This window comes from Azospirillum sp. INR13, assembly GCF_015390205.1.
Taxonomy (GTDB): domain Bacteria; phylum Pseudomonadota; class Alphaproteobacteria; order Azospirillales; family Azospirillaceae; genus Azospirillum.
Genome location: NZ_VUOI01000001.1, coordinates 201,316 through 224,149, shown reverse-complemented (window position 1 = coordinate 224,149; position 22,834 = coordinate 201,316). Strand labels below are relative to the sequence as shown.

22 protein-coding genes, 1 tRNA gene and 1 pseudogene are annotated in these 22,834 nt (G+C 68.3%); 12 read left to right on the top strand and 12 right to left on the bottom strand.

The window, feature by feature from the left end; all coding sequences use genetic code 11:
- The first annotated feature begins 87 nt into the window (after window positions 1-87).
- On the top strand, window positions 88-1,875 hold the full coding sequence (locus tag F1643_RS01115) for a sensor histidine kinase (protein WP_194909940.1): 1,788 nt from the start codon (window positions 88-90) through the stop codon (window positions 1,873-1,875).
- A 240-nt stretch (window positions 1,876-2,115) separates the two neighbouring features.
- Window positions 2,116-3,060 carry a DMT family transporter gene (locus F1643_RS01110; RefSeq protein ID WP_370540423.1) on the top strand — a complete coding sequence of 315 codons (945 nt, stop codon included), beginning with the start codon at window positions 2,116-2,118 and terminating at the stop codon, window positions 3,058-3,060.
- On the opposite strand, the gene F1643_RS01105 is transcribed toward F1643_RS01110, so the two are convergent.
- On the bottom strand, window positions 3,057-3,458 hold the full coding sequence (locus F1643_RS01105; protein WP_194909938.1) for a YkvA family protein: 402 nt from the start codon (window positions 3,456-3,458) through the stop codon (window positions 3,057-3,059). The genes F1643_RS01110 and F1643_RS01105 overlap by 4 nt on opposite strands.
- A gap of 221 nt (window positions 3,459-3,679) precedes the next feature.
- On the opposite strand from F1643_RS01105, the gene F1643_RS01100 reads away from it, so the two are divergent.
- Window positions 3,680-4,441, top strand: a complete 762-nt coding sequence (locus tag F1643_RS01100) for an SDR family NAD(P)-dependent oxidoreductase (protein ID WP_149223935.1) — start codon at window positions 3,680-3,682, stop codon at window positions 4,439-4,441.
- A 63-nt stretch (window positions 4,442-4,504) separates the two neighbouring features.
- Here F1643_RS01100 and F1643_RS01095 read toward each other — a convergent pair whose 3' ends face one another.
- Window positions 4,505-4,702, bottom strand: coding sequence for a hypothetical protein (locus F1643_RS01095; RefSeq protein WP_194909936.1), 198 nt, complete (start codon window positions 4,700-4,702; stop codon window positions 4,505-4,507).
- Between the two features lie 246 nt (window positions 4,703-4,948).
- On the opposite strand from F1643_RS01095, the gene F1643_RS01090 reads away from it, so the two are divergent.
- The 4 genes from F1643_RS01090 to F1643_RS01075 all read left to right on the top strand — a co-directional run bounded on the left by F1643_RS01090 (window position 4,949) and on the right by F1643_RS01075 (window position 7,785).
- Window positions 4,949-5,989: an aldo/keto reductase gene (locus F1643_RS01090; RefSeq protein WP_206692224.1), complete on the top strand. Its 1,041-nt coding sequence runs from the start codon at window positions 4,949-4,951 to the stop codon at window positions 5,987-5,989.
- A 40-nt stretch (window positions 5,990-6,029) separates the two neighbouring features.
- Window positions 6,030-6,584, top strand: coding sequence for an NADPH-dependent FMN reductase (locus tag F1643_RS01085; protein WP_194909934.1), 555 nt, complete (start codon window positions 6,030-6,032; stop codon window positions 6,582-6,584).
- 117 nt (window positions 6,585-6,701) lie between these two features.
- Complete coding sequence (locus tag F1643_RS01080) at window positions 6,702-7,082, top strand: antitoxin Xre/MbcA/ParS toxin-binding domain-containing protein (RefSeq protein ID WP_194909932.1); 381 nt, start codon at window positions 6,702-6,704, stop codon at window positions 7,080-7,082.
- Entirely contained in the window at window positions 7,042-7,785 is a 744-nt protein-coding gene (locus F1643_RS01075) for an RES family NAD+ phosphorylase (RefSeq protein ID WP_194909931.1), read from the top strand. The genes F1643_RS01080 and F1643_RS01075 overlap by 41 nt, the downstream gene beginning before the upstream one ends.
- 69 nt (window positions 7,786-7,854) lie before the next feature.
- Here the strand turns inward: F1643_RS01075 and F1643_RS01070 are convergent, their stop codons facing one another.
- On the bottom strand, window positions 7,855-9,090 hold the full coding sequence (locus F1643_RS01070) for an argininosuccinate synthase (protein ID WP_109075188.1): 1,236 nt from the start codon (window positions 9,088-9,090) through the stop codon (window positions 7,855-7,857).
- Window positions 9,091-9,199: 109 nt separating this feature from the next.
- Entirely contained in the window at window positions 9,200-9,751 is a 552-nt protein-coding gene (locus tag F1643_RS01065; RefSeq protein WP_255542274.1) for an SH3 domain-containing protein, read from the bottom strand.
- A gap of 251 nt (window positions 9,752-10,002) precedes the next feature.
- On the opposite strand from F1643_RS01065, the gene F1643_RS01060 reads away from it, so the two are divergent.
- On the top strand, window positions 10,003-10,992 hold the full coding sequence (locus tag F1643_RS01060) for a D-glycerate dehydrogenase (protein ID WP_149223941.1): 990 nt from the start codon (window positions 10,003-10,005) through the stop codon (window positions 10,990-10,992).
- A gap of 221 nt (window positions 10,993-11,213) precedes the next feature.
- Here the strand turns inward: F1643_RS01060 and F1643_RS01055 are convergent, their stop codons facing one another.
- The 4 genes from F1643_RS01055 to F1643_RS01040 form a co-directional block, all read right to left on the bottom strand.
- Entirely contained in the window at window positions 11,214-11,657 is a 444-nt protein-coding gene (locus tag F1643_RS01055; protein ID WP_194909929.1) for a MarR family transcriptional regulator, read from the bottom strand.
- 151 nt (window positions 11,658-11,808) lie between these two features.
- Window positions 11,809-13,359: a lysozyme inhibitor LprI family protein gene (locus F1643_RS01050; protein ID WP_255542273.1), complete on the bottom strand. Its 1,551-nt coding sequence runs from the start codon at window positions 13,357-13,359 to the stop codon at window positions 11,809-11,811.
- An 89-nt stretch (window positions 13,360-13,448) separates the two neighbouring features.
- Window positions 13,449-14,096 (bottom strand): hemolysin III family protein, encoded by a 648-nt coding sequence (locus F1643_RS01045; protein WP_206692223.1) that lies wholly within the window; start codon window positions 14,094-14,096, stop codon window positions 13,449-13,451.
- 184 nt (window positions 14,097-14,280) lie between these two features.
- Window positions 14,281-14,550 (bottom strand): ribbon-helix-helix domain-containing protein, encoded by a 270-nt coding sequence (locus F1643_RS01040; RefSeq protein WP_194909912.1) that lies wholly within the window; start codon window positions 14,548-14,550, stop codon window positions 14,281-14,283.
- 162 nt (window positions 14,551-14,712) lie between these two features.
- Between F1643_RS01040 and F1643_RS01035 the strand changes: the two genes are divergently transcribed.
- On the top strand, window positions 14,713-14,901 hold the full coding sequence (locus F1643_RS01035; protein ID WP_194909910.1) for a hypothetical protein: 189 nt from the start codon (window positions 14,713-14,715) through the stop codon (window positions 14,899-14,901).
- Between the two features lie 335 nt (window positions 14,902-15,236).
- Here the strand turns inward: F1643_RS01035 and F1643_RS01030 are convergent, their stop codons facing one another.
- The 4 genes and pseudogenes from F1643_RS01030 to F1643_RS21935 form a co-directional block, all read right to left on the bottom strand.
- The gene (locus F1643_RS01030) at window positions 15,237-16,127 is read right to left on the bottom strand and encodes a LysR family transcriptional regulator (protein WP_194910142.1); all 891 of its coding nucleotides are present in this window, start codon (window positions 16,125-16,127) and stop codon (window positions 15,237-15,239) included.
- Between the two features lie 282 nt (window positions 16,128-16,409).
- Window positions 16,410-17,867: a DHA2 family efflux MFS transporter permease subunit gene (locus F1643_RS01025; protein WP_194909908.1), complete on the bottom strand. Its 1,458-nt coding sequence runs from the start codon at window positions 17,865-17,867 to the stop codon at window positions 16,410-16,412.
- Between the two features lie 318 nt (window positions 17,868-18,185).
- The gene (locus tag F1643_RS21940; protein ID WP_255542272.1) at window positions 18,186-18,542 is read right to left on the bottom strand and encodes an enoyl-CoA hydratase-related protein; all 357 of its coding nucleotides are present in this window, start codon (window positions 18,540-18,542) and stop codon (window positions 18,186-18,188) included.
- A 58-nt stretch (window positions 18,543-18,600) separates the two neighbouring features.
- Window positions 18,601-18,978: pseudogene (locus F1643_RS21935) on the bottom strand (enoyl-CoA hydratase/isomerase family protein); the annotation flags it as partial.
- A gap of 188 nt (window positions 18,979-19,166) precedes the next feature.
- On the opposite strand from F1643_RS21935, the gene F1643_RS01015 reads away from it, so the two are divergent.
- The 3 genes from F1643_RS01015 to F1643_RS01005 all read left to right on the top strand — a co-directional run bounded on the left by F1643_RS01015 (window position 19,167) and on the right by F1643_RS01005 (window position 22,564).
- Window positions 19,167-19,241: transfer RNA gene (locus F1643_RS01015), tRNA-Gly, on the top strand.
- A gap of 164 nt (window positions 19,242-19,405) precedes the next feature.
- Complete coding sequence (locus F1643_RS01010; RefSeq protein ID WP_194909906.1) at window positions 19,406-20,701, top strand: RsmB/NOP family class I SAM-dependent RNA methyltransferase; 1,296 nt, start codon at window positions 19,406-19,408, stop codon at window positions 20,699-20,701.
- A 195-nt stretch (window positions 20,702-20,896) separates the two neighbouring features.
- Window positions 20,897-22,564, top strand: a complete 1,668-nt coding sequence (locus F1643_RS01005) for a heparinase II/III family protein (protein ID WP_194909904.1) — start codon at window positions 20,897-20,899, stop codon at window positions 22,562-22,564.
- Window positions 22,565-22,834: the final 270 nt, after the last annotated feature.

Sequence of the window (22,834 nt, the reverse complement as noted above, 5' to 3'; positions counted from 1 at the left end):
GTCCTGCGCTACTATTCCGCGATTCTTGCCGCTTGCCCGCCGTCCGGCGCGGCGATCCGCAACTGCGGAAAGGGAACGGCCGCTTTCATGGTTCCGCCTGCCCACTCATCCGACGAGCCCGCCGGGAGCCCGACTCCGGCCGCGGACATCGTCCATCCCTACCGCAAGCCGCGGCTGGAGGCGGCCATCGGCTGGCTGGCGGCCTGCGGCTTCCTGTTCCTCGCGGTGGTGACTGCGGTGGTCGGGGTGCAATCGCGCGAGCGGGCGTTGAACGGGGCTCAGGAGCGCGCCGAGGCCGCCGTCCGGGTGCTGGCGGAACATGCGGCCCGCCTGTTCGACGCAGCCGACCTTCTGGTGGAATATGCCGCCCAGGAAACCGCCGGGCGCCCGTGGGACGAGATCGCCCGGTCGCGTGCCCTGTGGGACAAGCTGAACGGCCAGCGCGCCCGCCTGCCTTTCCTGGATGCGATCTGGCTGAACGACGGGGCGGGGCTGCTGCGGCTGACGACGCTGGCCTTTCCGGCGCCCTTTTCCGATGCGTCCGACCGCGATGTCTTCCTGTTCCACAGCCGGGCGACCGGGGTGGGCGATGCGGTGGACCAGCCCCATATCGGCCCGCGCATCATCGGCCGGGTGACCAACAAGGCGACCTTCCTGCTCAGCCGCCGGCTGTCGGAACCGGACGGCCGTTTCCGCGGCATGGCTTCGGTCACCATCGATCCCTCCTATCTGTCGGGCTTCTACAAGGAGTTGGACGTCCCCCATCGGCCGGTGACCATCCTGGTGCGGGCCGGCGATCTCGACGTCCTGGTGCGCGAGCCCGACGATGCCGCCGATCCGGCACCGCTGTCGGATCTGGCCCGCCGGGCTATCCAGACGCGGCCGGAAGGCGGGGCGGCGCGCGACGACACGGTCATCGTCGCCCATCGCCGGGTCGACAGCTGGCCGGTGCATGTGGTCGTCCGGCTTGATACGGCCCCGGTCCTGGCGTCGTGGCACCGGTTGATCGCGCCCTATGCCGGCCTGGGTGCGGCGGCGGCGCTGGCGCTGGCGGCGCTGTCGGTCTTCGGCTTCCGGCAGGCCGGCGCCGCCCGGCAGGTGCAGCGCGAACTGGAGCGCCGGGTGGTCGAGCGGACCGCGTCGCTCCAGCGCACCATCGGCGAGCGCGACGCGGCCTTGGCGCAGAAGGACCTGCTGATGCGCGAGGTCAACCACCGCATCAAGAACAGCCTGCAGGTGGTGTCCAGCCTGCTGGGCCTGCAGGGACAGGCGGTGGGCGATCCGCGGCTGAGCGACCATCTGCTGGAGGCGGGGCGGCGCGTACAGGCCATCGCCGACATCCACCGGCTGCTCTACCGCGTCGACGACGTCCATTTCATCCCCTTCCACGACTATCTGACCGAGTTGTGCCGGGAGCTGGAGCGCTCCGCCCGGTCCGAAGGCGGCGACTGGCGGCTGGAACTGGCGGTGGAGCCGGCGGAGGTGCCGACCGATCATGCCGTGCCGCTGGGCCTGCTCGCCAACGAGCTGGTGATGAACGCCATCAAGCATGCCTACCGGCTGCTCGCCACCCCGGTATCCGCCGAGGCGGGCAACGGTGACGGCCGGCCGGATGGGAGCGGCTGCGAGGCCGCCAACGTCATTTCCGTGAGCCTGCGGTCGGATGGCGATGCGTTGCGCCTGGTCGTCGGCGACCGCGGCGTCGGGCTGCCGCCCGACTTCGACTGGCGCCGCAGCCGCAGCCTGGGCATGCGCCTGATCCACACCCTGTCCAAGCAGCTGGGCGCCACCCTGACGGTGGAGAACACCAGCCCCGGCGTGCGGTTCACCATCTGCCTGCCGCACCGGCCGGTCCAATCGGGCTCCATATCGTGAAGACCGCCACACGTCATACGGGAGTATGGACGTAAGGGTCGGTTGCATTTCGCTTGCGTCACCCCGGTTATCGTCGGAGGATCATCGCCTCGGCACAGGAGGTGGGGGTTGTTCTGCGCGGTTCATGTTTGCGCTAACGCGCCAGACGGCGGACCGGCCCCGACCCTGCTGCCGCAACCGGCCCCAAACAGCTTCCACCGAACGCCGTCCACCAAAGCGGCTCTCCAGGGACGACTGACCGTGACCGTCTCAGCCTCTCCCCCCATGAATGCGGGGCCCGGTCTGCGGGCGCCGACGAACCGTCTGCTGCTGGGTGCCGGCTTCATGCTGCTGTCGGCGCTGCTGTTCGGGATCGGCAATTCGGCCGTGCGATGGGCCTCCACCGTCATGGACCCGCTGGAGGTCGTGTTCTTCCGCAACCTGTTCAGCCTGCTGTGGATGCTGCCCTGGGCGCTGACGGCGGGGGCGCCGGCCTGCCGGTCGGTGCTGGCGGAAGGGCGGCTGCGTCCCTACGTGACGCGGGCGGTGACCAGCCTGTGCGCGATGGCCGGCTGGTTCTACGCCATCGCCCATATCCCTTTGCCGACCGCGACATCGGTCAGTTTCGCCATTCCGCTGTTCGTCACAGTGGGTGCGGCGCTGATCCTGGGGGAGCGGGTGCGGCTGCGGCGCTGGGCGGCGGTGTGTGCCGGCTTCGCCGGGGTCCTGATCGTGCTGCGGCCGGGCGCCACTCCGGTCGATCTGGCTTTCCTGGCTCTGTTCGCGCATTGCCTTGCCGCCGCCGCCACCGTGCTGCAGATGCGGATGCTCAGCCGCAGGGACAGCGCGCCGGTCATCGTCACCTTTCTCGGCCTGCTGGTCACCCCGATGGCGCTGGTGCCGGCGCTGTTCGTCTGGACTTGGCCAAGCTGGAGCGTGCTGGGCGCGCTGGCGCTTCTGGGCGGGCTGCTGACCGCGGGCCAGCTGGCGATGACGAAGGCGCTGTCGCTGGCCGAATCCTCGGCGATGATGCCCTACGATTATGCCCGGCTGCCCTTCACCGCGCTGGTGGCGTGGCTCGCCTTCGGCCAGACCATGGATCCGTGGGGCTGGGTGGGTGCGCTGGTGATCGCCGGTTCCGCGCTCTACACCATGCACCGCGACGCGGCGGACGGGCGCAAGGCCGCAAGGACGGCGGCCGGTTAGCCGGGCTGTGCCGTTTCGCCGCCGGCCGCCTCGGCGCGCAGCGTCTCCTTCGCGCGGGTCCAGTGCGCCGGGGTCAGGTTGGCGCGCACCGTCTGGATGGCGGCAGCCAGCACCGCGGCATCGTCGGTGAAGCCGGCGATCAGCAGCCAGTCGGGCAGGGCATCCACAGGCAGCACGAAATAGGCCAAGGCGGCCAGCAAGATCCCCTTCGCCCGGTAGGGCGTCGCCGGATCGGTCGCGCAGAAATAGGCGGCCAGCAGCTCTTCCAGGAAAGGAATGCGGTGCAGGTTGGCGCGCAGCTTCGGCCAGAAGCGGCGGCGGACCAGCCGCTCGTCCTGCTCGACCCGCTCGGGATCGGGAATCGTCAGCGCGGTGCTGGTGGGAACGGATGCTGTCATGGACGCTGAAACCCTCCGGGATCTGGTCCCTTCTCGAGAAAACCGCCGGCGTCATAGCCGGCGCGGATCGCCACCCTGATGCGTCCCGACCATACGGTGTGGTATGGTCGGGCGGCCATCTGGTAAACAAAGCCATCCGGCAAACAACAAGTGCGATCACAGCCTGTTGGACACAAGGCCGGCGCCCCGTACGGACCGGCCGCAATTAAGGAGGAGATGCCATGAACATCCAGGGTCTGTCCGCCATCGTCACCGGCGGCGCCTCGGGCATGGGAGCGGCGACGGCGCGTCATCTGGCCGGGCTCGGCGCCAAGGTGACCGTGCTGGACGTCAACGAGGACGCGGTGCTGAAGACCGCGCACGAGATCGGCGGGCTGGGCCTGGTCTGCGATGTCACCGACGGCGCTTCCGCCGAGCGGGCGCTCGATCAGGCGCGCTCCGCCCATGGGCCGGCCCGCATCGCGGTGAATTGCGCCGGCATCGCGCCGGCCCAGCGCATCGTCGGCCGCGACGGCCCGATGCCGCTGGAGAATTTCCGCTCGGTGATCGAGGTGAACCTGATCGGCAGCTTCAACATCCTGCGGCTGGCGGCGGCCGACATGGCGAAGCTGGATCCGCTGGACAGCGGCGAGCGCGGGGTGATCGTCAACACCGCCTCCGTCGCCGCCTATGAGGGGCAGATCGGGCAGGCCGCCTATGCCGCGTCGAAGGGCGGCATCGTCGCCCTGACCATCTGCGCGGCGCGCGACCTCGCCCGCAACGGCATCCGCGTGATGACGGTGGCCCCCGGCCTGATCGGCACGCCGATGCTGCTGAACATGCCGCAGGAGGTGCAGGACAGCCTCGCCGCCACCGTCCCCTTCCCCAAGCGCTTCGGCAAGCCGGAGGAGTATGCCCGTCTCGTCCAGCACATCCTGGAGAACGAGATGCTGAACGGCGACGTCATCCGCCTGGACGGCGCCATCCGCATGGCGCCGCAGTAAGGATCGGGAGCGCAATTCAAGGAGCGGCCCCGCACCGGGGCCGTTCCTTCGCTTCCTGAAATCTCAGCTTTCGGCAACGGCGGCTTCGTCCGCCCGCTCCGCTTCACCCAGCAGGTCGATCAGCAGGGTGGTGCAGTGCTGGAGCCGCTGGTCGGCGGTCGCAGTCGCCATGTCGCGGCCGGTCTGCTCCTGCCAATCCTGCAGCATCAGCGCCAGATGTTTCCGGACGTGGTCTTCCCGATCCAGTCGCCGCGTCGCCATGTCGCCTCCCGTCTCCGCTCCGGTCGAGCCTGTCGTCAACCCAGTCGGTGCCCGCCGGCATCGGCTGGGCACCCTTTGTGTAGCCTCAAATTAGGTAGCCGTCGCCTCCACCAACAGTCAGAGCCCAAGATGGTCACAAGGGGAGCGCCAGCGTGCGCCAACCCCGCCCGGGTGCAAGTCGGCCATGACCTGTTGGAAAGCTGAGCTGGTCGAGCCCATGTCAGCGCCATCATCGAGGAGGCAACCATGAGCACCACAAGCAACGGCGTCAGCAGGACGGGATTGCCGACCCGCCGCTTCGGCACCACCGACATGGCGATCACCCGCGTCGGCTTCGGCGCCTGGGCGATCGGCGGGCCGGATTGGGCCGCCGGCTGGGGCGCGCAGGACGACAGCCAGTCGGTCACCGCCATCCGCCATGCGGTGGAACGCGGCATCAACTGGATCGACACTGCCGCCGTCTACGGTCTCGGCCATTCCGAAGAGATCGTGCGGCGCGCTCTGGCCGAAATGCCCGAGGCCGAGCGCCCCTATGTCTTCACCAAATGCGGTCTGGTATGGGACGAGGCCGACCGCAAGGCGATGCCGCGCCGGATCGGCAAGCCCGACAGCATCCGCCGCGAACTGGAAGCGTCGCTGAAGCGGCTGGGCGTCGAGCGGATCGACCTCTACCAGATGCACTGGCCGGCCGAACATGAGGCGGTCGAGGAGTATTGGCAGACCCTGCTGGACCTGAAGACGGAGGGCAAGGTCCGCGCCGTCGGCCTGTCCAACCACAACGCCACCCAGTTGGAGGCGGCGGAGCGGCTGGGCCATGTCGACACGCTGCAGCCGCCCTTCTCGGCGATCCGCCGCGACGTCGCCGCGTCGGAGCTGCCCTGGTGCCTGTCGCACCGCACCGGCGTCATCGTCTACAGCCCGATGCAGGCGGGTTTGCTGACGGGCCGCTTCACGGTGGAGCGGGCGAAGGCCCTGCCGGCCGACGACTGGCGGTCCAGCAACGCCAACTTCACCGGCGAGGCGCTGGAGCGCAATCTGGCGCTGGCGCAATCCTTCGCGCCGATCGCGGAGCGGCACGACACCACCATCGCCGCCGTCGCGGTGGCCTGGGTGCTGTCCTGGCCGGCGATCACCGGTGCCATTGTCGGCGCCCGCACGCCGGCCCAGGTTGACGGCTGGCTGGACGCCGCAACCCTGACCCTGACGCCGGAGGATCTCGACGAGATCGCCGACTCCATCGCCCGGACCGGGGCGGGCAGCGGCCCGTCGCATCCCAACCGCGCCTGATATCGACGGGTTCGACCATAAGAGGAAAGGCAACCGCTTCATGACCGATGCAACGGTGCGTGCCAAACTGCTGGGCCTTCCCGGCAGCCTGCGCAGCAACTCCAACTCGCTGGCCGTCCTGCGCGGGCTGCAGGACACCCTGCCGGCCGGCCTCAGCATGGACATCCGCGACCTGCGCCTGCCGCTCTACGACCAGGACATCGACACCCCCGACGCCCCGGCGGAGGTCCAGGCCTTCCGTCAGGCCATCGCCGAGGCCGATGGGGTGGTCATCGTCACGCCGGAGTATAATTACGGCATGCCGGGCGTGCTGAAGAACGCGCTCGACTGGGCATCGCGTCCCTACGGCAAGTCGGCGCTGAACGGCAAGCCGGTGCTGGTCATCTCCAACTCCCCCGCCTTCACCGGCGGCGTGCGCGCGCACCAGCAGGTGAACGACACGCTGCTGGCGATCCCGGCCAAGCTGATCGGCGGCGCCCAGGTGGTCATCGGCACCGTCGGCGAGAAGATCAGGGACGGCAAGCTGGCCGACGAGGCGGTGCTGAAATTCGCGCTGGGCGCCATCGACAAGGTGGTTGCGGCGGCGGGGAAGTGACCGGACAGGGGTGCCGGGTGTCTTCGCCGTCATGCTGCCCGGAACCTCATCAATGATGGGTCGTTGCCTTCTCTTGAAAGAAATGTAAGTATTTCTTTCAAGAGAAGGAGGCGTGCCATGACCTCTCAGGTGCAGGCGACCAGGGCTCCCGCGGCGGCTTCCGTCGTCACCAAGGCGGTGTTGCGGGCTGCGGAGCAGTTGCGCGTTTCCAACAGCGTGCTTGGCAAGGTCATCGGCGTATCCGAACCGACCCTGTCGCGCATGCGGACCAAGGGCCTGCCCTTGTCCGAGCGCAGCAAGGAATTCGAACTGGCGCTTCTGTTCATCCGGCTCTACCGCTCGCTCGACAGCATCGTCGGCGGCGAGGCGGAGGTCGCCGCCGCGTGGCTGCGCAACGACAACCGGGCGCTGGGCGGCAAACCGCTGGAGCAGATCCAGACCATTCCCGGATTGATGAATGTCATCGCGTATCTGGACAGCCGGCGCGCTGTCGTCTGAGCGGCGCCCGCTGGCGGGCGAGGCGTGGCGGCTGGTCGAGGCGCAGCACAGGGTCTCCACCCTCAAGCTGGTCGATGACTGGGAGGAGCAGGGGCTTTTGGAGGAGTTGCTGGAACAGACCAAGCCGCCGGTTCCCGCCGGTTGCCGGGGGCTGCATTTCCTGCTGTCGTCGCCGTTCCGCTACGATGCCGAGTATCCGGTCGGATCGCGCTTCCGCCGGGCTGGGCGGACGCCCGGCGTGTTCTATGCCGCGGAGGCGGTGGCAAGCGCCGTGGCCGAACTGGCCTTCTACCGGCTGCTGTTCTTCGCCGACTCCCCTGATACCCCGCTGCCGGCCAACCCGGGCGAGTACACGGCCTTCTGCGTCCTCTATGGAACCGATGGCGGGCTGGACCTGACGGCGGAACCGCTGAACGAGGATGGCGCCCGCTGGACCCATCCCACCGACTATGGTGCGTGCCAGGATCTGGCCGAGGCGGCGCGGGCTGCGGGCGTCCAGGCCATCCGTTATGCGTCGATCCGCGATCCTCGGGGAGGCGCCAATCTGGCGCTGCTGGACTGTGCGGTGTTCCGCAAATCGGAGCCGACGGCTTGGCAGAGCTGGCGGCTTTTTCTGCGCCGCGACAGTGTGCAGGCCCTGTGCGAATTCCCGCACCAGACCCTGCATTTCGAAAAATCCGGCTTCAACGACCCGCGCCTGTAAAGACTGGAACCGGCCGGCAGAAAAAAACAACTGCGGGAGAGCCACCGGCCCTCCCGCAACTCCGATGACTTACCCGATCTTCTGCTTGGCCATCGCGCCCAGACGCAGGCGGAGCGCGTTCAGCTTGATGAAGCCTTCCGCGTCCTTCTGGTTGTAGACGCTGTCCTGCTCGAAGGTCACATAGTCCATGCGGTACAGCGAGTTCGGCGACTTGCGGCCGACGACCGTGACGTTGCCCTTGAACAGCTTCAGGCGGACCGTGCCGTTGACCAGCGACTGGGTCTGGTCGATCAGCGCCTGGATGGCCAGACGCTCCGGGCTCCACCAATAGCCGCAATAGATCAGCTCGGCGTAGCGCGGCATCAGTTCGTCCTTCAGGTGGCCGGCGCCGCGGTCGAGCGTGATGCTCTCCATCGCGCGATGCGCCACCAGCAGGATGCTGCCGCCCGGGGTCTCGTAGACGCCGCGCGACTTCATGCCGACATAGCGGTTCTCGACCAGATCGAGGCGGCCGATGCCGTTCTCGCCGCCCAGGCGGTTCAGCTCGGTCAGCAGGGCCGCCGGGGACAGCGCCTTGCCGTCGATGGCGACCGCGTCACCGTTCTTGAACTCGACCTCGATGTAGGTCGGGGTGTCCGGCGCCTTTTCCGGGGCGACGGAGCGGGTGTACATGTCCTCGTCCGGCTCGACCCACGGGTCCTCCAGCGCCTTGCCCTCGTAGGAGATGTGCAGGAGGTTGGCGTCGGTGGAGTAGGGGGCCTCGCCGCGCTTGTCCTTCGCGATCGGAATCTGGTTCTTCTCGGCGTAGTCCAGCAGCGTGGTGCGGCTGTTCAGGGTCCATTCGCGCCACGGCGCGATGACCGTGATGTCCGGGCGCAGGGCGTAATAGCCCAGCTCGAAGCGGACCTGGTCGTTGCCCTTGCCGGTGGCGCCATGGGCGACGGCATCGGCGCCGACCATGTTGGCGATCTCGATCTGGCGCTTGGCGATCAGCGGCCGGGCGATCGAGGTGCCGAGCAGGTAGGTGCCTTCATAGAGCGTGTTGGCGCGGAACATCGGGAAGACGAAATCCCGCACGAATTCCTCGCGCAGATCGTCGATGAAGATGTTTTCCGGCTTGATGCCCAGAAGCTCGGCCTTCTTGCGGGCGGGCTCCAGCTCCTCGCCCTGGCCGAGGTCGGCGGTGAAGGTCACCACCTCGCAGGAATAGGTCTCCTGCAGCCACTTCAGGATGACCGAGGTGTCGAGGCCGCCCGAATAGGCGAGCACCACTTTCTTGATCTGTTTGCCGGACGCGCCGCTCATGGGACTGCTCTTGCAGTAGAGAAAGGTAAGGCCGCGACCGTACGGCCTTTCCCGCCCACCTTCAAGCCCCGCGGGCGCCGTTCAGGCGCCGAACGGTTATGGAGAGCGCCTACTCGATCTTCTCGCCGGCGTAGGTGCCCCAGAAATCGGCACGCTTCATCCAGCCGCGATAGCCTTTCAACTCCACCTCGCACCAGTCGTCGCGGCACTTCTTCAGCGATCCGATCACGCCCGGCTCGGCCCGCGCCACCACCGCGCTGTCGCCGCGCGGCGCCTCGTGCACGCTGCGGGTCTGGCCGACGATCAGAACGCCGCGGCGGCCGGACAGGGCGCTCTGGTGCACCCATCCTTCCGCCCCCTCCCAGTCGCGGATGCGGCGCCAGGTGTCGAATTCCTGGATGATCTCCACCGGCATGTCCTTGCGGCGGAACACCCATTCGATGGGGTAGCTGCCGTTGGGGCCGGAGCGCAGGTTCACCTCGCCGACGCGCACGGTGACGAAGCGGGGGATCGGCAGGCCCGACGCGTGGGTCGGGTCCTTACGATTCTCCGTGCCTTTCTCCGCGGCCCAGGCAGTGCCGCCATAGGCCGAACTGCCGCAGGCCGCGCCCAGCCCCATCATCAGGGCCAGCATGGCGAGGACGGAGCGGCGGACGAGCATGACGGCACCGGTGTTGACGGAAGGGAGCGGCGAAATCGGGCCGCACTATAGAGACCACCCGTTCGATAGGGCAAGCGCCGCCACCCCCAATCGCAGGATGCGGTCCGACCCTCGGGCGCCCTGCCGCAGGACGGGCATTCGCGACGGACTTCTGGACAGTCCAACGACCGCTTGGTATGGCAACCATGGACCGGAGCAGCCGCGCAGAACCTGGGATGCGGGCGGGCCGGGGCAAGGGAGGACCAGCACCGATGACCGACAAGAAGAAGCCGCTCGTTGTCGTCACCCGCAAGCTGCCGGACGTCATCGAGACGCGGATGATGGAGCTGTTCGACACCCGGCTCAATCCGGACGACGTTCCGCTGACCCCCGCCCAGATGCAGGAGGCGATGGCCGTCGCCGAGGTTCTGGTGCCCACCGTCACCGACCGCATCGACCGCGCCCTGATCGAGTCCGCCGGATCTCAGCTGCGGCTGATCGCCTCCTTCGGCACCGGCGTCGACCACATCGACCTGAAGGCGGCGCGCGAGCGAGGCATCATCGTCACCAACACCCCCGGCGTCCTGACCGACGACACGGCCGACATGACCATGGCGCTGCTGCTGGCGACCGCGCGGCGCGTGGCGGAAGGCGAGCGGCTGGTCCGCTCCGGCCAGTGGACCGGCTGGGGGCCCACCACCATGCTGGGCCACCGCATCAGCGGCAAGCGGCTGGGCATCCTGGGCATGGGCCGCATCGGCTCGGCCCTGGCGCGCCGGGCGCGCGCCTTCGGCATGTCGATCCACTACCACAACCGCCGCCGCGTCCATCCCGAGCTGGAGCAGGAGCTGGAGGCGACCTACTGGTCCAGCCTGGACCAGATGCTGGCGCGGATGGACATCGTGTCGATCAACTGCCCGCACACGCCGGCCACTTATCATCTGTTGTCGGAACGCCGGCTGAAGCTGCTGCGGCCGCACTGCTACATCGTCAACACCTCGCGCGGCGAGGTGATCGACGAGGTGGCGCTGACCCGCATGCTGTCGAAGGGCGAGATCGCCGGGGCCGGCCTGGACGTGTTCGAACATGAACCGGCCGTCAATCCGAAGCTTCTGCGGCTGGACAATGTCGTCCTGCTGCCCCACATGGGCTCCGCCACCATCGAGGGCCGCATCGACATGGGCGAGAAGGTGGTGATCAACATCAAGACCTTCATTGACGGCCACACCCCGCCCGACCGCGTGCTGGAAGCGCTGCTGTAAAAGCTCCCTCTCCCGTCCCGGGAGAGGGAAGGGGCCCAAGCGCAGCTTGGGAAGGGTGAGGGGTGATCCAAGGAACCATGCGGTTCGGGATTTTTGCCATTCCCCTCACCCTCCCCGCCTTCGGCGGGTCCCCTCCCTCTCCCGGGGCGGGAGAGGGCTTTGGCGCTAAGACCTGCTGCCTTGAAGTCAGCAGCAGTTCGTTGAGTGGGGAACGCGGCTGATTACAGTGACGACGTCTCCAGCGCCGGCACGTCCTGCAGTTCAGCCTCCAGCCTGGCCTTGGCGGCGGCGGCGAGTTCCTCGTCGGCCTGGATGCGGCTCATGTCCTCCGGCGTCACGGCGCCGGCGGCGATCACCAGTTCGGCGAAGTCCGACAGATAGACGCTGCCCTTCACCGTGCGCTGGACCAGCACGTTGCGCTTGTCCTCCGCATCGCGCTTGCGCTTGACGAAACCCAGCACCGACAGCCGGTCCAGCGCGCGGGTCACGGCGGGCTTGGAGATGTTCAGCAGGGATGCGAGGCCGCGCACGGTGTGCGGCGGATCGGTCAGATAGACTTGGAGCAGGATCGCCAGCTGTCGCGCCGACAGGTCAGGCCCGTCCTGGCGGACGCTGGCGACCAGCGCCGTGCGCCACAACCCAAGCGCCTTCAGGTTCCGTGCCATGCCTCCCCCCGGAAAGCCGCGCCCGGCTCCGCAACCGGAGCACGCGCCGGGAAGTGTCGCCTACCCGAACGATGCAGGCAAGAGATTCGCGTTCACCGGGCAGGAGAAGCCGCGCGGCCGGCCGCCCAATCCCCTTTGTTCCATTCCGCTTCTACTTTCCTTCGCGCTTCAACAGCAGCGGCTTCGTCGTGCCGGTGACCAGCAGGTTGCCGCCGGTCAGCGGGACCATGGTCAGGCTGAAGCCGGCCGACACGGGCGCGAGGCTGACCGCCTGCTTCGCCGCATTGGGGGCGGGGGAGACGCCGGCCGCCTTGACCTCCTTCGGGTCGAAGGGAGCGTCCTCGCCCTGGCCGGCGACCTCATAGCCGCCGCACTCGCTGCCGACGCAGATGCTGGTGGAGTCGATGCGGGCCTTGCCGGCGGGAGCGTTGAAGGGCGTGTCCTCCGCAGCGCCTGTCCAGCTCCAGTGGCCGCGCAGCCAATCGGGGAGGCGGGTGTCCTTCTGGAGTTCGAGATTGTCGGCGATCAGGCCGATGCTGCCGCCCAACCCCTGGGCGGCCACCGCCTCGGCGATGCGCCGGGCCTCGGCGGTGCCGATGGCGTAGCGCCCCGTGATCTGCGGCGTCCAGGCCGTCACCGCCCCGTCCACCGCGGCGCGGAGACGCTCGCCCCAGCCTGGCGCGATCCAGCGCGGGTTGCTCCAGCCGGCGGCATCCTTGACCAGCGCCGCCAGTTCCGGCGCGTCGGCGAGGAACAGGCGCGGGTCGACCGCCGATTTCATGCGGTCGATGCCCATCTGGCGGTAGGTGGCGAAGCGGATGGTGCCGGTGCGGTTGGACGCGGCCTCCAGCATCGGGGCGAGCAGGTCGTCCACCGCCTTCCAGGCGGGGGAGGCGAGCAGGGCGTCGTCGTCCGGGCAGGCGGGATGGGCGCCGAAATTGTCGCGGCTGCTGCCGTAGAGTGGCTCCATCGCCTTCCAGGCCGCCGCACCGCGCCGCTCCATCACAGAGCAGGGCCACGCCATCTCGACATCGTCGCTGACCACCCGCAGGGCGGTGAGGAAGCCTTCGTCGGTCGTCAGGTCGACACCCGACGCGGTTTCGCGCGAATAGGGATCCTCGATGCCCTCGATGGCGTCGCGCAGCAGGGCGTCGGCCTTGGCGCGGTCGGGGGAGGGGCCGAAGCGCAGCGCATAAGCGGTCCACCCCTTGCCCAGCCCGCCGCGGATCTCGGCCAGCCGCTTCCCGGCACCGGCCGGGTCGGCGGCGATGCCGTCGACGATGGCCGACAGCGCGGCGACCGCCTTGGGCACCGACTCGGCCAACGCGGTGCGCCGGGCGTCGAGGACCGGAGCGAGGCACGCGGCGAGGCCGGAGCCCGCCGTGGCGCACTGGTTGCGCTGGGCCAGCCATGCTTTCTGCTCCGCCCGCAGCCGCTCGCGGTCGGCGGTGCCGGACAGGGCCTGCAGAGTCTTGTAGGCGTCGGCGATCTCAGTGTCGGCATCGGCCAGCTTGGGGTCGGCGCAGATCGCCTTTTCCACCGGCGTGGAGGCCGCCTTGCAGTCGAAGGACGGCTGTGCCCGGGCCGTACCGCCCGCGACCATGACCGACAGGGCTAGCGCCGCGCCGGCGAGCGCGATCCGTCCATGCGGCCGCAGCGTCAGGCGGCTCGACGGTCCCGTAAGGTCCAGCTGGCCCATCATCTCTCCCTGGGATTGTGGCCCGGGGAAGATACGGAATCCCTAACCGTTTGTCCCGTCCCAGGGCAGGAAGATCTCGGTGCAGGAAGATCTCAGGGCAGGAAGGCAACCGAGACGGCGGCGAAATGGCAGCTGGCGGCGGCCAGCACCAGCAGGTGCCAGACCGCGTTGTTGTAGGGCATCCGCTCCATCAGGTGAAAGACGACGCCCACGGTATAGATCAGACCGCCGGCAACCAGCAGCCACAGCGCGGGTGCCGACAGCACCGACCCCAGCGGCTCCAGCGCGGTGACGATCGCCCAGCCCAGCCCGAGATACAGCGCCAGTCCCAGCCGGTGGAATCGTCCGGGAAAGCGCAGTTTCAGCGCCGCCCCGAAGGCGGCCCCGCCCCAGACGGCCCCGCCCAGCACGACGCCCTGGCCCAGCCCCAGCGTGAATGGGGTGTAGGTGCCGGCGATCATCACGAAGATCATGGCATGGTCGACCCGCCGCAGCAGTGCCTTGCCGAAGCCGGGCGGGGCGAGGTTGTAGGCGGCCGACGCGGTGAGCATGCCGACCAGCCCCAGCCCATAGATCGCCAGGGCCAGAGCGGTCCGGACCGGCAATGCGCCGGAGAGGACCGCGGCATTCAGCAGCCAGACGAATCCGGCGATCCCGGCCGTGACGCCGACGGCATGAACGGCCGCATCCGCCCGCCGCTCGCCGACGCTGTAGACGGGAAACTGGTGGGCATCCGGCATCGGCACATCACCTCGATCGACGCGTGGAGGGAAGGCGGCCGCCGGAAAGGGGCCCTGCGTCGAAAATGGTGTGCCTGCCGCACCTGCGCCACCGTCCGATGGTGGGGTGCGGACGTGGAGTGTTTGGGCCAACCGTTTATGCGGGAAGATGCGGCTGGCTTCCCGGCGTCGTTGCTTGGCGTCTTTATTCAGCCGCGTAGGCGATGGTTTCCGGCGCGCGATGGCGCGGCATCGGCTCCGACAGAGTGGCGGCCTTGCGGAAGTAGCAGAGCGCGTAGACGCGGACGCAGCCGGTGAGATTGTCGCAGTCCTGGCGTTCGGCATCGATCTTCGACACCAACTCGCTCATCGTCATGTGCTCGCGGGTGCAGATTTCCTCCAGCGACTCCCACTCCACCGGCATCAGCTTCATGCTGGTCCGCTTGCCGTTCACCCTGATGTTGCGCATCTGCATGTGGGAGCCCTCCGTTGCTGGTGCATAAACAGGTATGCGAAACTGCTGCGACCTTGCTGTGAAGTTTTTCACAGGCGAGAAAACGACGGTGGGCTGGACACGTTACAGGAGCAGCGGACGGCCGGGTGGATGCCGGCCCGCTCCATTAGATCGGAGGTTGCGATGACCCGACGTAATGCCCTGTGTTCCATCATGGAAGAAGCCGCCGCAGCGCGTTCGGCCCTGTGCGAGAACGAATTGGTCATCCGCCTGGACAACATCCTGGCCATCGCACGGGCAGCGCTGGAGGAGGAAGAGGGGGACGAAATGCCGCACCCCGCCCAAAGTGTCCGCCGGACGCCCTGCCCATAAAAAAAACCGCCGCTAATCCGATGGATTAGCGGCGAGTTGAACAGGGAGGCTTCACGTCTGGGAGACGCTGGGTCCTAGGACCCAACCCCGGAGGGGAGACCTCCGGGACGAAACATCGGGTGCTGCGTCGCAGCATCCAACGGTCAAAATTTGACCATTCTGCTGCCAACTTTCCAGGCACAAATGAATAAATCTACCATGCAAGCCACGCATGGCTTGAAAGAACGCTTAGAAGGCTAATAAAAATGCCGAAATCGGCTGGGCTGCCCTCGAAAGATGGTGCAGCGCGGTCGATTTCGGCAACTCTCTTGCAAACTGTCGGAAAGCGCCCCGGATCAGAACGACGTTTCTGCCACTTTTTTAACCAGGAAGTCGCGGAAGACCGCGATGCGCTTGGAATGGCGCAATTCTTCGGCATAAACGAAGTAGGCGTCGACCTTCGGGCCGTCGACATCGGGCAGGACGCGGGTCACGTCCTTGGAAAAGCTGTCGACCAGGAAGTCGGGCAGCGCGCCGATGCCCAGCCCGCTCTCCACCGCGCGGTAGATGGCGTAGACGCTGTTGACCTGCAGGATCGGCTTCCGGTTGGGCGAGGGATCGCCCATCTCCATGATCCAGTTGACGTTGGGGATCGGCGCCCGCACGTCGGGCGGATAGGTGATCAGGTCGTGGCTGTCCAACTCGGCCGGCGTCTTGGGCGTACCCTTCTTCTTCAGGTAGCTCTGGCTGGCATAGAGATGGAAGCGAATCGACATCAGGTGCCGCTGGATCAGGTCCGGCTGGCGCGGCGTGTTCATGCGGATGGCGATGTCCGCCTCCCGCATCGCCAGGTCCAGCTCGTCGTCGTCGATCAGAAGCGTCAACTGGATGTCGGGGTAGATCGACATGAACTCGTTGATGCGCGGCGTCAGCCAGGTCGATCCGAAGGCGACGGTCGTCGTCACCCGCAGAGGGCCCTTGGGATGCTCCCGGCTTTCGGTCAGCATCGCCTCGGTCATCGACAGCTTGGCGAAGACGTCGCGGGCGGTGCGGTGAAGCAACTCGCCCTGTTCGGTCAGGATCAGCCCGCGGGCGTGGCGGTGAAACAGCGGAACGCCCAGGCTTTCCTCAAGCGCGCTGATCTGGCGGCTGACCGCCGACTGGCTGAGGTTCAACGTCTCGCCGGCATGCGTGAAGCTGCCGGCTTCGGCCACCGCGTGGAAAACCCGCAGCTTGTCCCAATCCATCATGCTGTCCCGCCCCGGTGCGCAGCCGCCCGGAGCCTCCCATTATCTTGAGGACGGCGCATGGCCGCCATGCATGTTTATAGCGGGAACGCGCCCGGAACGCACGCTCTACCGAAAGGGACTCGCACGAAAATTAATCATGATCGCCGGAATTATTCTCATCCGAAGTCTCAGCGATCCGGGGATATCCGTAGAATGGATAGGGCTGTTGCCGATGCTCGGAAATGGCCGGCCGGCTGTTCGACCCAGTTTTGCTAATCCGCCGCGCCCGTCAGGGCGGCGCTAATCCGCCGCATCGGTCAAGGCGGCGGTCTTGACCGCCGCGCCGCGGGAATTCCCGTCGGCCACGACCGCCTTGCGGCCGCCGCCTATGTGCCCGCTGATCTCGTCGCCGGCATCGGCGGGCAGGCGCCAGAAGGGCAGGCTGGAGGCGCAGGCCATCAGCCCCACCGTCAGGAAGGCCGGAACGAAGGAGGCCGGGGTCAGGGCGCCGCCGCTCCACTGCACGGTCAGGTGCAGAGCCGTGGCGCCGACGGCGACGCCGAGGCTCAGCGACAGCTGCTGCATGACACTGGCCAGCGTGTTGGCCCGGCTGGTCATCGCCTGCGGCACCTCGGCATAGCTCAGCGTGTTCATGCCGGTGAATTGCAGCGACCGGAAGAAGCCGCCCAGCAGCAGCGCGCCCAGGATCACCAGATGCGGCGTGTCGGGCCGGAAGGCGCCGTAGCCGGCCAGGATGACGCCGCTGACCAGCGCGTTCAGCCCAAGCACCAGACGGAAGCCGAAGCGCCGCAGGATCGGGCCGGCCAGCGCCTTCATCGTCAGCGCCCCCGCCGCCCCGGCGAAGGTCAGGGCACCCGACTCGAAGGCGGTCAGGCCGAAGCCGATCTGCAGCATCACCGGCATCAGGAAGGGGACGGCACCGATGCCGATGCGGAACAGCGTGCCGCCCAAAACCGAGGCGCGGTAGGTCGGCAGCCGGAACAGCGACGGATCCAGCACCGGCCGCGCCACCCGCCGGGCATGGCGCAGATATGCCAGCGTCGCCAGCAGCGCCGCCCCCAGCAGCCCCGCCACGGCAAAGGCCGGCAGCAGGTCGCGCCCGATGTTCTCGAAGCCGAACATGAAGGCGGCCAGCGCGATGGAACTCCACAGGAAGCCGCGGGCGTCGAAGGGGTCGCGCTGCTCCTCCTTCAGGTTGGGGATCAGCGCCAGAACGAGCGCGATGCCGACCAGCCCGATCGGCACGTTGATGAAGAAGATCCAACGCCAGGAGGCGTAGGTGGTGATCGCTCCGCCCACCAGCGGCCCCAGCGCCGGGCCGATCAGCGCCGGCAGGGTCATCCGCGCCATGGCCGTCACCAGCTGGTCCTTAGGCACCGTGCGCAGCAGGATCAGCCGGCCGACCGGCACCATCATCGCTCCGCCGATGCCCTGGACGATGCGGGCGGCGACCAGCTCCGCCAGCCCGTTCGACAGGCCGCAGGCGACAGAGCCCAGCGTGAAGACGCCGATGGCGCTGGCGAAGACGGTGCGCGCGCCGTAGCGGTCCGCCGCCCAGCCGCTGACCGGCAGGAACACCGCCAGTGCCAGCATGTAGGAGGTCATCGCCAGACTGAGCCGCAGGGGATCCTCGCCCATCGACCGCGCGATCGCCGGCAGCGCGGTGGCGATCACCGTCGCGTCGAGATTCTCCATGAACAGGGCGCAGGCGATGATCAGCGGGGTGACACGCGACATGACGGACCGTCAGGCAGGAAGCGGAACCCTACGAATGTGAGCCGCTCCGCCGCCATGACCATCGCGCGTGCGAAAGCCCTGCCATGCGTAAGCGCGGTCGGAGATAGACCGTCTTTTGGGAAGTGCGGGATCGGCGGGCAAGATCGACACGGATGTCACGGATTTCGATACGGATGTCACGGATGCGGCGTTGCCCGGGTCCATGCCTGCCGGGAACGGCCGGAACGTCGCCATGTTCAAGAAAAATCCGTGTAATCCGTGTCTAAATCCGTGACATCCGTGTGAATCTTGTGAACCGCAACTGCACTTTCCCCAAAATCAGCGCCCCGTGAACACCGGCTTCCGCTTCTCCAGGAAAGCGCGGTAGCCCTCGCGGAAGTCTTGCGTGCCGAAGCAGCGGTAGCATTCGGCGATCTCGGCCTCGGTCAGCGGGGCCGGGTCGGACAGGCGGCGGACATAGCGCTTGTGCAGGGTGGCGGCCAACGGCGCGCCGGCGGCGATGCGCTGGACGGTGGCGGCGATCTCCGCCTCGAAGTTTTCGTCGGCGACGACCCGGTGGACGAGGTTCTTGTCCTTGGCCTCCGCCGAACCGAAGACGCGGCCTTCCAGCAGGATCTCCAGCGCCGCCGGACCGCCGGCCACGTCGGCGACCAGCTTCAGCTCCGTCGGGCCCATGGGAAATGCCGAGCCGGCTGACGGGCACGCCGAAGCGGCTGCTCTCCGAACAGACCCTGAGGTCGCAGGCCAGCGCCACCGCCAGCCCGATGCCGCAGCAGGGGCCGTCGATTGCGGCCAGCACCGGGTGGCGAAGGCCGCGCAGTCCGTCCAGCCCCTCGTCCATCAGGTCGCCGTAGTCGGCGCCCTGTTCGGGGCTGTTGCGCTCGCTCTCGAACTCCGAGATGTCGGCGCCGGGGGAGAAGGTGCGGGCGCCGGTGGAACCGGGGCCGCCGCGCATCACCACGACGCGGGTTCCCTCGTCGGCTTCCAGCGCGCCCAAATGGCCGATCAGCGCGTGCCACATCGGCTTGTCGAAGGCGTTCAGCTTGTCCGGGTTGGACAGGGTCAGGGTCGCGACCGCTCCATCGCGGGTCAGGGTGATGGTGCCGGCCATGCCGCAATCTCCATCCGTTGCCGTATGGCCGCACACCATAGCGCCCTGCCGAAGGGACGCAAGACGCCCGGCGCCGCAGCGCGGCAAAGACGGATGGGACCTCCACGAAAAAAGTGATGGGACGGTGAATTTTCCTCTTGCGGCGGAGGCCGTGTTTCCGTAGAAAGCGGCTCCCGGACGACGGGAGCGCGGGCGTAGCTCAGGGGTAGAGCACAACCTTGCCAAGGTTGGGGTCGAGGGTTCGAATCCCTTCGCCCGCTCCAGTTCTCCGGTGATGAAGCGAAGTTCAAAGGGCCGGGCGGCGACGCACCGGCCCTTCGCTTTTTCCGGCCCTGTCTTTTCCTTCCCATAGGCTCGCCACGGGCTGTTTGAAATCGCAGGGTATCCCGTATCGACACCGGCCGTCCGGCGCGCTAGATCCTAATCCATGACCGACACTTCCCTCGCCGCCCGCGGCGTTGCGCTCGACTTGCTGCGCGACGTGCTGCGCAAGTCCGTTCCCTTCGACGACGCGTTCGACGCGCATCCCGAACTGGCGGCGCTGCAGCCGCGCGACCGCGGCTTCGTCCGCCTGCTGGTCGCCACCGTCCTGCGCCGCCTGGGCCAGATCGACGAGCTGATCCAGTCCAGCCTCGCCAAGCCGGGCCTGCCCAAGGCCGCCATCCACGACATGCTGCGGCTGGGAACGGCGCAGCTGGTGTTCCTGAACACCCCTGCCCATGCCGCGGTCGACACCGCGGTGGAACTGGCGGCGGCGCGCAACGCGGCTCCCTACAAGGGGCTGATCAACGCCGTGCTGCGCCGAATCGGACGCGAAGGGGTGGAGATGGCGGCGCGGCAGGATGCCGGGCGGCTGAACACGCCGGACTGGCTGTGGCTGTCCTGGCGCTCCGCCTACGGCACCGCCCGCACCCGCGGCATCGTCGAGGCGCACCTGCACGAGGCGCCGCTGGACATCACGGTCAAGTCCGACCCGGAGGGCTGGGCCGAGCGGCTGGGCGCCACCCTGCTGCCGACCGGATCGCTGCGCCGCCCGCCCGGCGGATCGGTGATCGAGCTTCCGGGCTTCGAGGACGGGGAGTGGTGGATCCAGGACCTCGCCGCCTCGCTGCCGGCCAAGCTGTTCGGCGATCTTCGGGCCAAGCGGGTGTTCGACCTGTGCGCCGCCCCCGGCGGCAAGACGGCGCAGCTGGTGGTGCAGGGCGCGCAGGTCACCGCCATCGACCGCTCCGCCCGCCGGCTGGAGCGGGTCACCGAGAACCTGAAGCGCCTCAAGCTGCAGGCAGAGGTGCTGGCCGCCGACGCTGCGACCTGGGAGCCGGAGGAGCCGGCCGACGCCGTGCTGCTCGACGCGCCCTGCTCGGCGACCGGGGCGATCCGGCGCCATCCCGACATCCTGCGCGTCAAGACGCCCGACGACATCGCCAAGCTGGCCCGCGCCCAGGCGCGGCTGCTCGCGCGCTCGGTCGAGCTGGTCAAGCCCGGCGGCACGCTGATCTACTGCACCTGCTCCATCCAGCCGGATGAGGGGGAGGTGCAGATCGCCCGCCTGCTGCAGCAGGACAAGCGGGTGGAGCGCTGGCCGGTCACCGCCGAGGAGCTTGGCGGCCTGTCGGAGCCGATCAACGAGGCCGGCGAGGTCCGCAGCCTCCCGGGGATGCTGGCCGATCTCGGTGGGATCGACGGCTTCTTCGTCGCAAGGCTGCGCCGGCGCCCAAACTAACGGCGCCCAAACTAACGGCGCCCGGACTGAGGCCGTATCCGTTCCGCAGCGAGGGATAAATCCCAGGCCCGTCTTGCGGTGCGGGCGGCGAATTGATACGACACGACCTATGCTTTCGTCCGTGTTCTCCCGCACCGCATCATCACCCTCCGCCGGCCGCCGACGCCGCTCGCGGTCCTGAAGGAGTCGGCGCTGATGGGCGACGGGAACGGACGGTTTCGCAGCGGCATGGCGCGCCTTGCCTATGGGAACCCCCTCTACGCCCTGATGCTGGGCGGCAAGGCGCCGGGGGCGCTGGCGGTGGTCCCGCCCGATCCCTGGCCGGGCGACGCCGGCAACGGCAACGCCATTCTGGCCGGACGGATGGGCTTCGCCGGGCAGGCTATCATGGTCGATCCCAACGGCGCGCCCAACTGGCGGCCCCAGGGCGCCAGCCCCGGCTGGCTGCGCGCCGCCCATGGCTTCGAATGGCTGCGCGACCTGCGCGCGGTCGGCGGCGACACGGCGCGGCGGCGGGCGCGGGTGCTGGTGTGGTCGTGGCTGGACCAGAATGGCGGCTGGCACGCGCAGAGCTGGGCGCCCGACGTGCTGGGCACGCGGCTGGCCAGCTGGATCGGCCTGCATGACTTCTACTGCGCCTCGGCCGACGACGAGTTCCGTGCCCGCGTGTTCGAGAGCATGGCGCGCCAGCTCCGCCATCTGCTGCGCGTGGCGCCGGCCAAGCTGGACGGCGAGCGGCTGATCGGCGCGATCAAGGGGCTGCTCTATGGCGGCTATTGCCTGCCCGACCAGGACAAGGCGGCGCGGGAGGCCCTGCGCCTGCTCGACAAGGAACTGCCGCGCCAGATCCTGCCGGACGGCGGCCATGTGGAGCGCAACCCGTCGATCCAGATGCGGGTGCTGCGCGACCTGATCGACATGCGCGCCGTTCTGCGCGTCGCGCGGGAGGAGGTGCCGGAAAGCCTCCAGCATGCCATCGACCGCATGACGCCGGCGCTGCGCTTCTTCCGTCATGTCGATGGCGGGCTCGCCCTGTTCAACGGCGGGCGGGAGGAGGACCCGGCGCTGATCGACACGGTTCTGGCCCAGGCCGACGCCCGCGGCCGTCCGCTGAAGAGCGCGCCGCACACCGGGTTCGAGCGGTTGCTTGCCGGGCGCACCCTGGTTCTGCTCGACACCGGCGCGCCGCCGCCGGTGGGGCTGGACCGCAGCGCCCACGCCGGCACCCTGTCGATGGAGGTCTCCGTCAACAAGGAGCGGCTGATCGTCAATTGCGGCAGCCACCCGTCCCAGCGCGGCGCCTGGCGCGCGGCGCTGGCCGGGACATCGGCGCATTCGACCATGGTGGTCGCCGACACCAACTCGTCGGAGGTTCTGGAGAAGGGCGGGCTGGGCCGCCGGCCGACGAACGTCAATTGCGAGCGGCAGGAATCCGACGGCGCCATGCTGGTGGTCGCCAGCCACAACGGCTACAGCAAGGGATTCGGCCTGCTGCACCGCCGCCGCGTCTATCTGGCCGACAATGGCGAGGATCTGCGCGGCGAGGACACGCTGGAACCGGTGATCGGCGCCACGCCGCAGCCGCAGCCCTACGCCATCCGCTTCCACCTGCATCCGAATGTCGAGGTGGTGCCGGTTCAGGCGCAGGGGAATGGAAGCAACGACCAGGTGCTTCTGCGCCTGCCCAGCGGCAATGCCTGGCGCATGCGGGTGACCGGCGCCGTGCTGGAGGTGGCGGAGAGCGTCTATCTCGGCAGCGGGGACGAGCCGCGCCGCACCCGGCAGATCATGATGCAGGGACAATGCGGCCCCGAGGGGCTGACGGTGAAATGGGCCTTGCGCCGCGAGCGCAAGGCGGCGTAAATCGCGCGCATCCGCGGTGGCCGGGCCTATACCCTTCGGGAGAGGCGTGGAAACACGGATGAACACGGAATTTGGAGCACGGACGACCACGGGACTCTTCACGCCGTGCTTATCCATGTCCGTCCGGGCCGACAGTGTGCGGGCGGACGGGCGGGGATAAGCACGGATGAGCGGCATTTCCGTGGCCGTCCGTGCTTTTCTTCTTCCGTGCTTGTCCGGGTCTCCCCGGTTGCCTGCGGCCTTGCGCAACACCCGCAGCGATCAGGATGA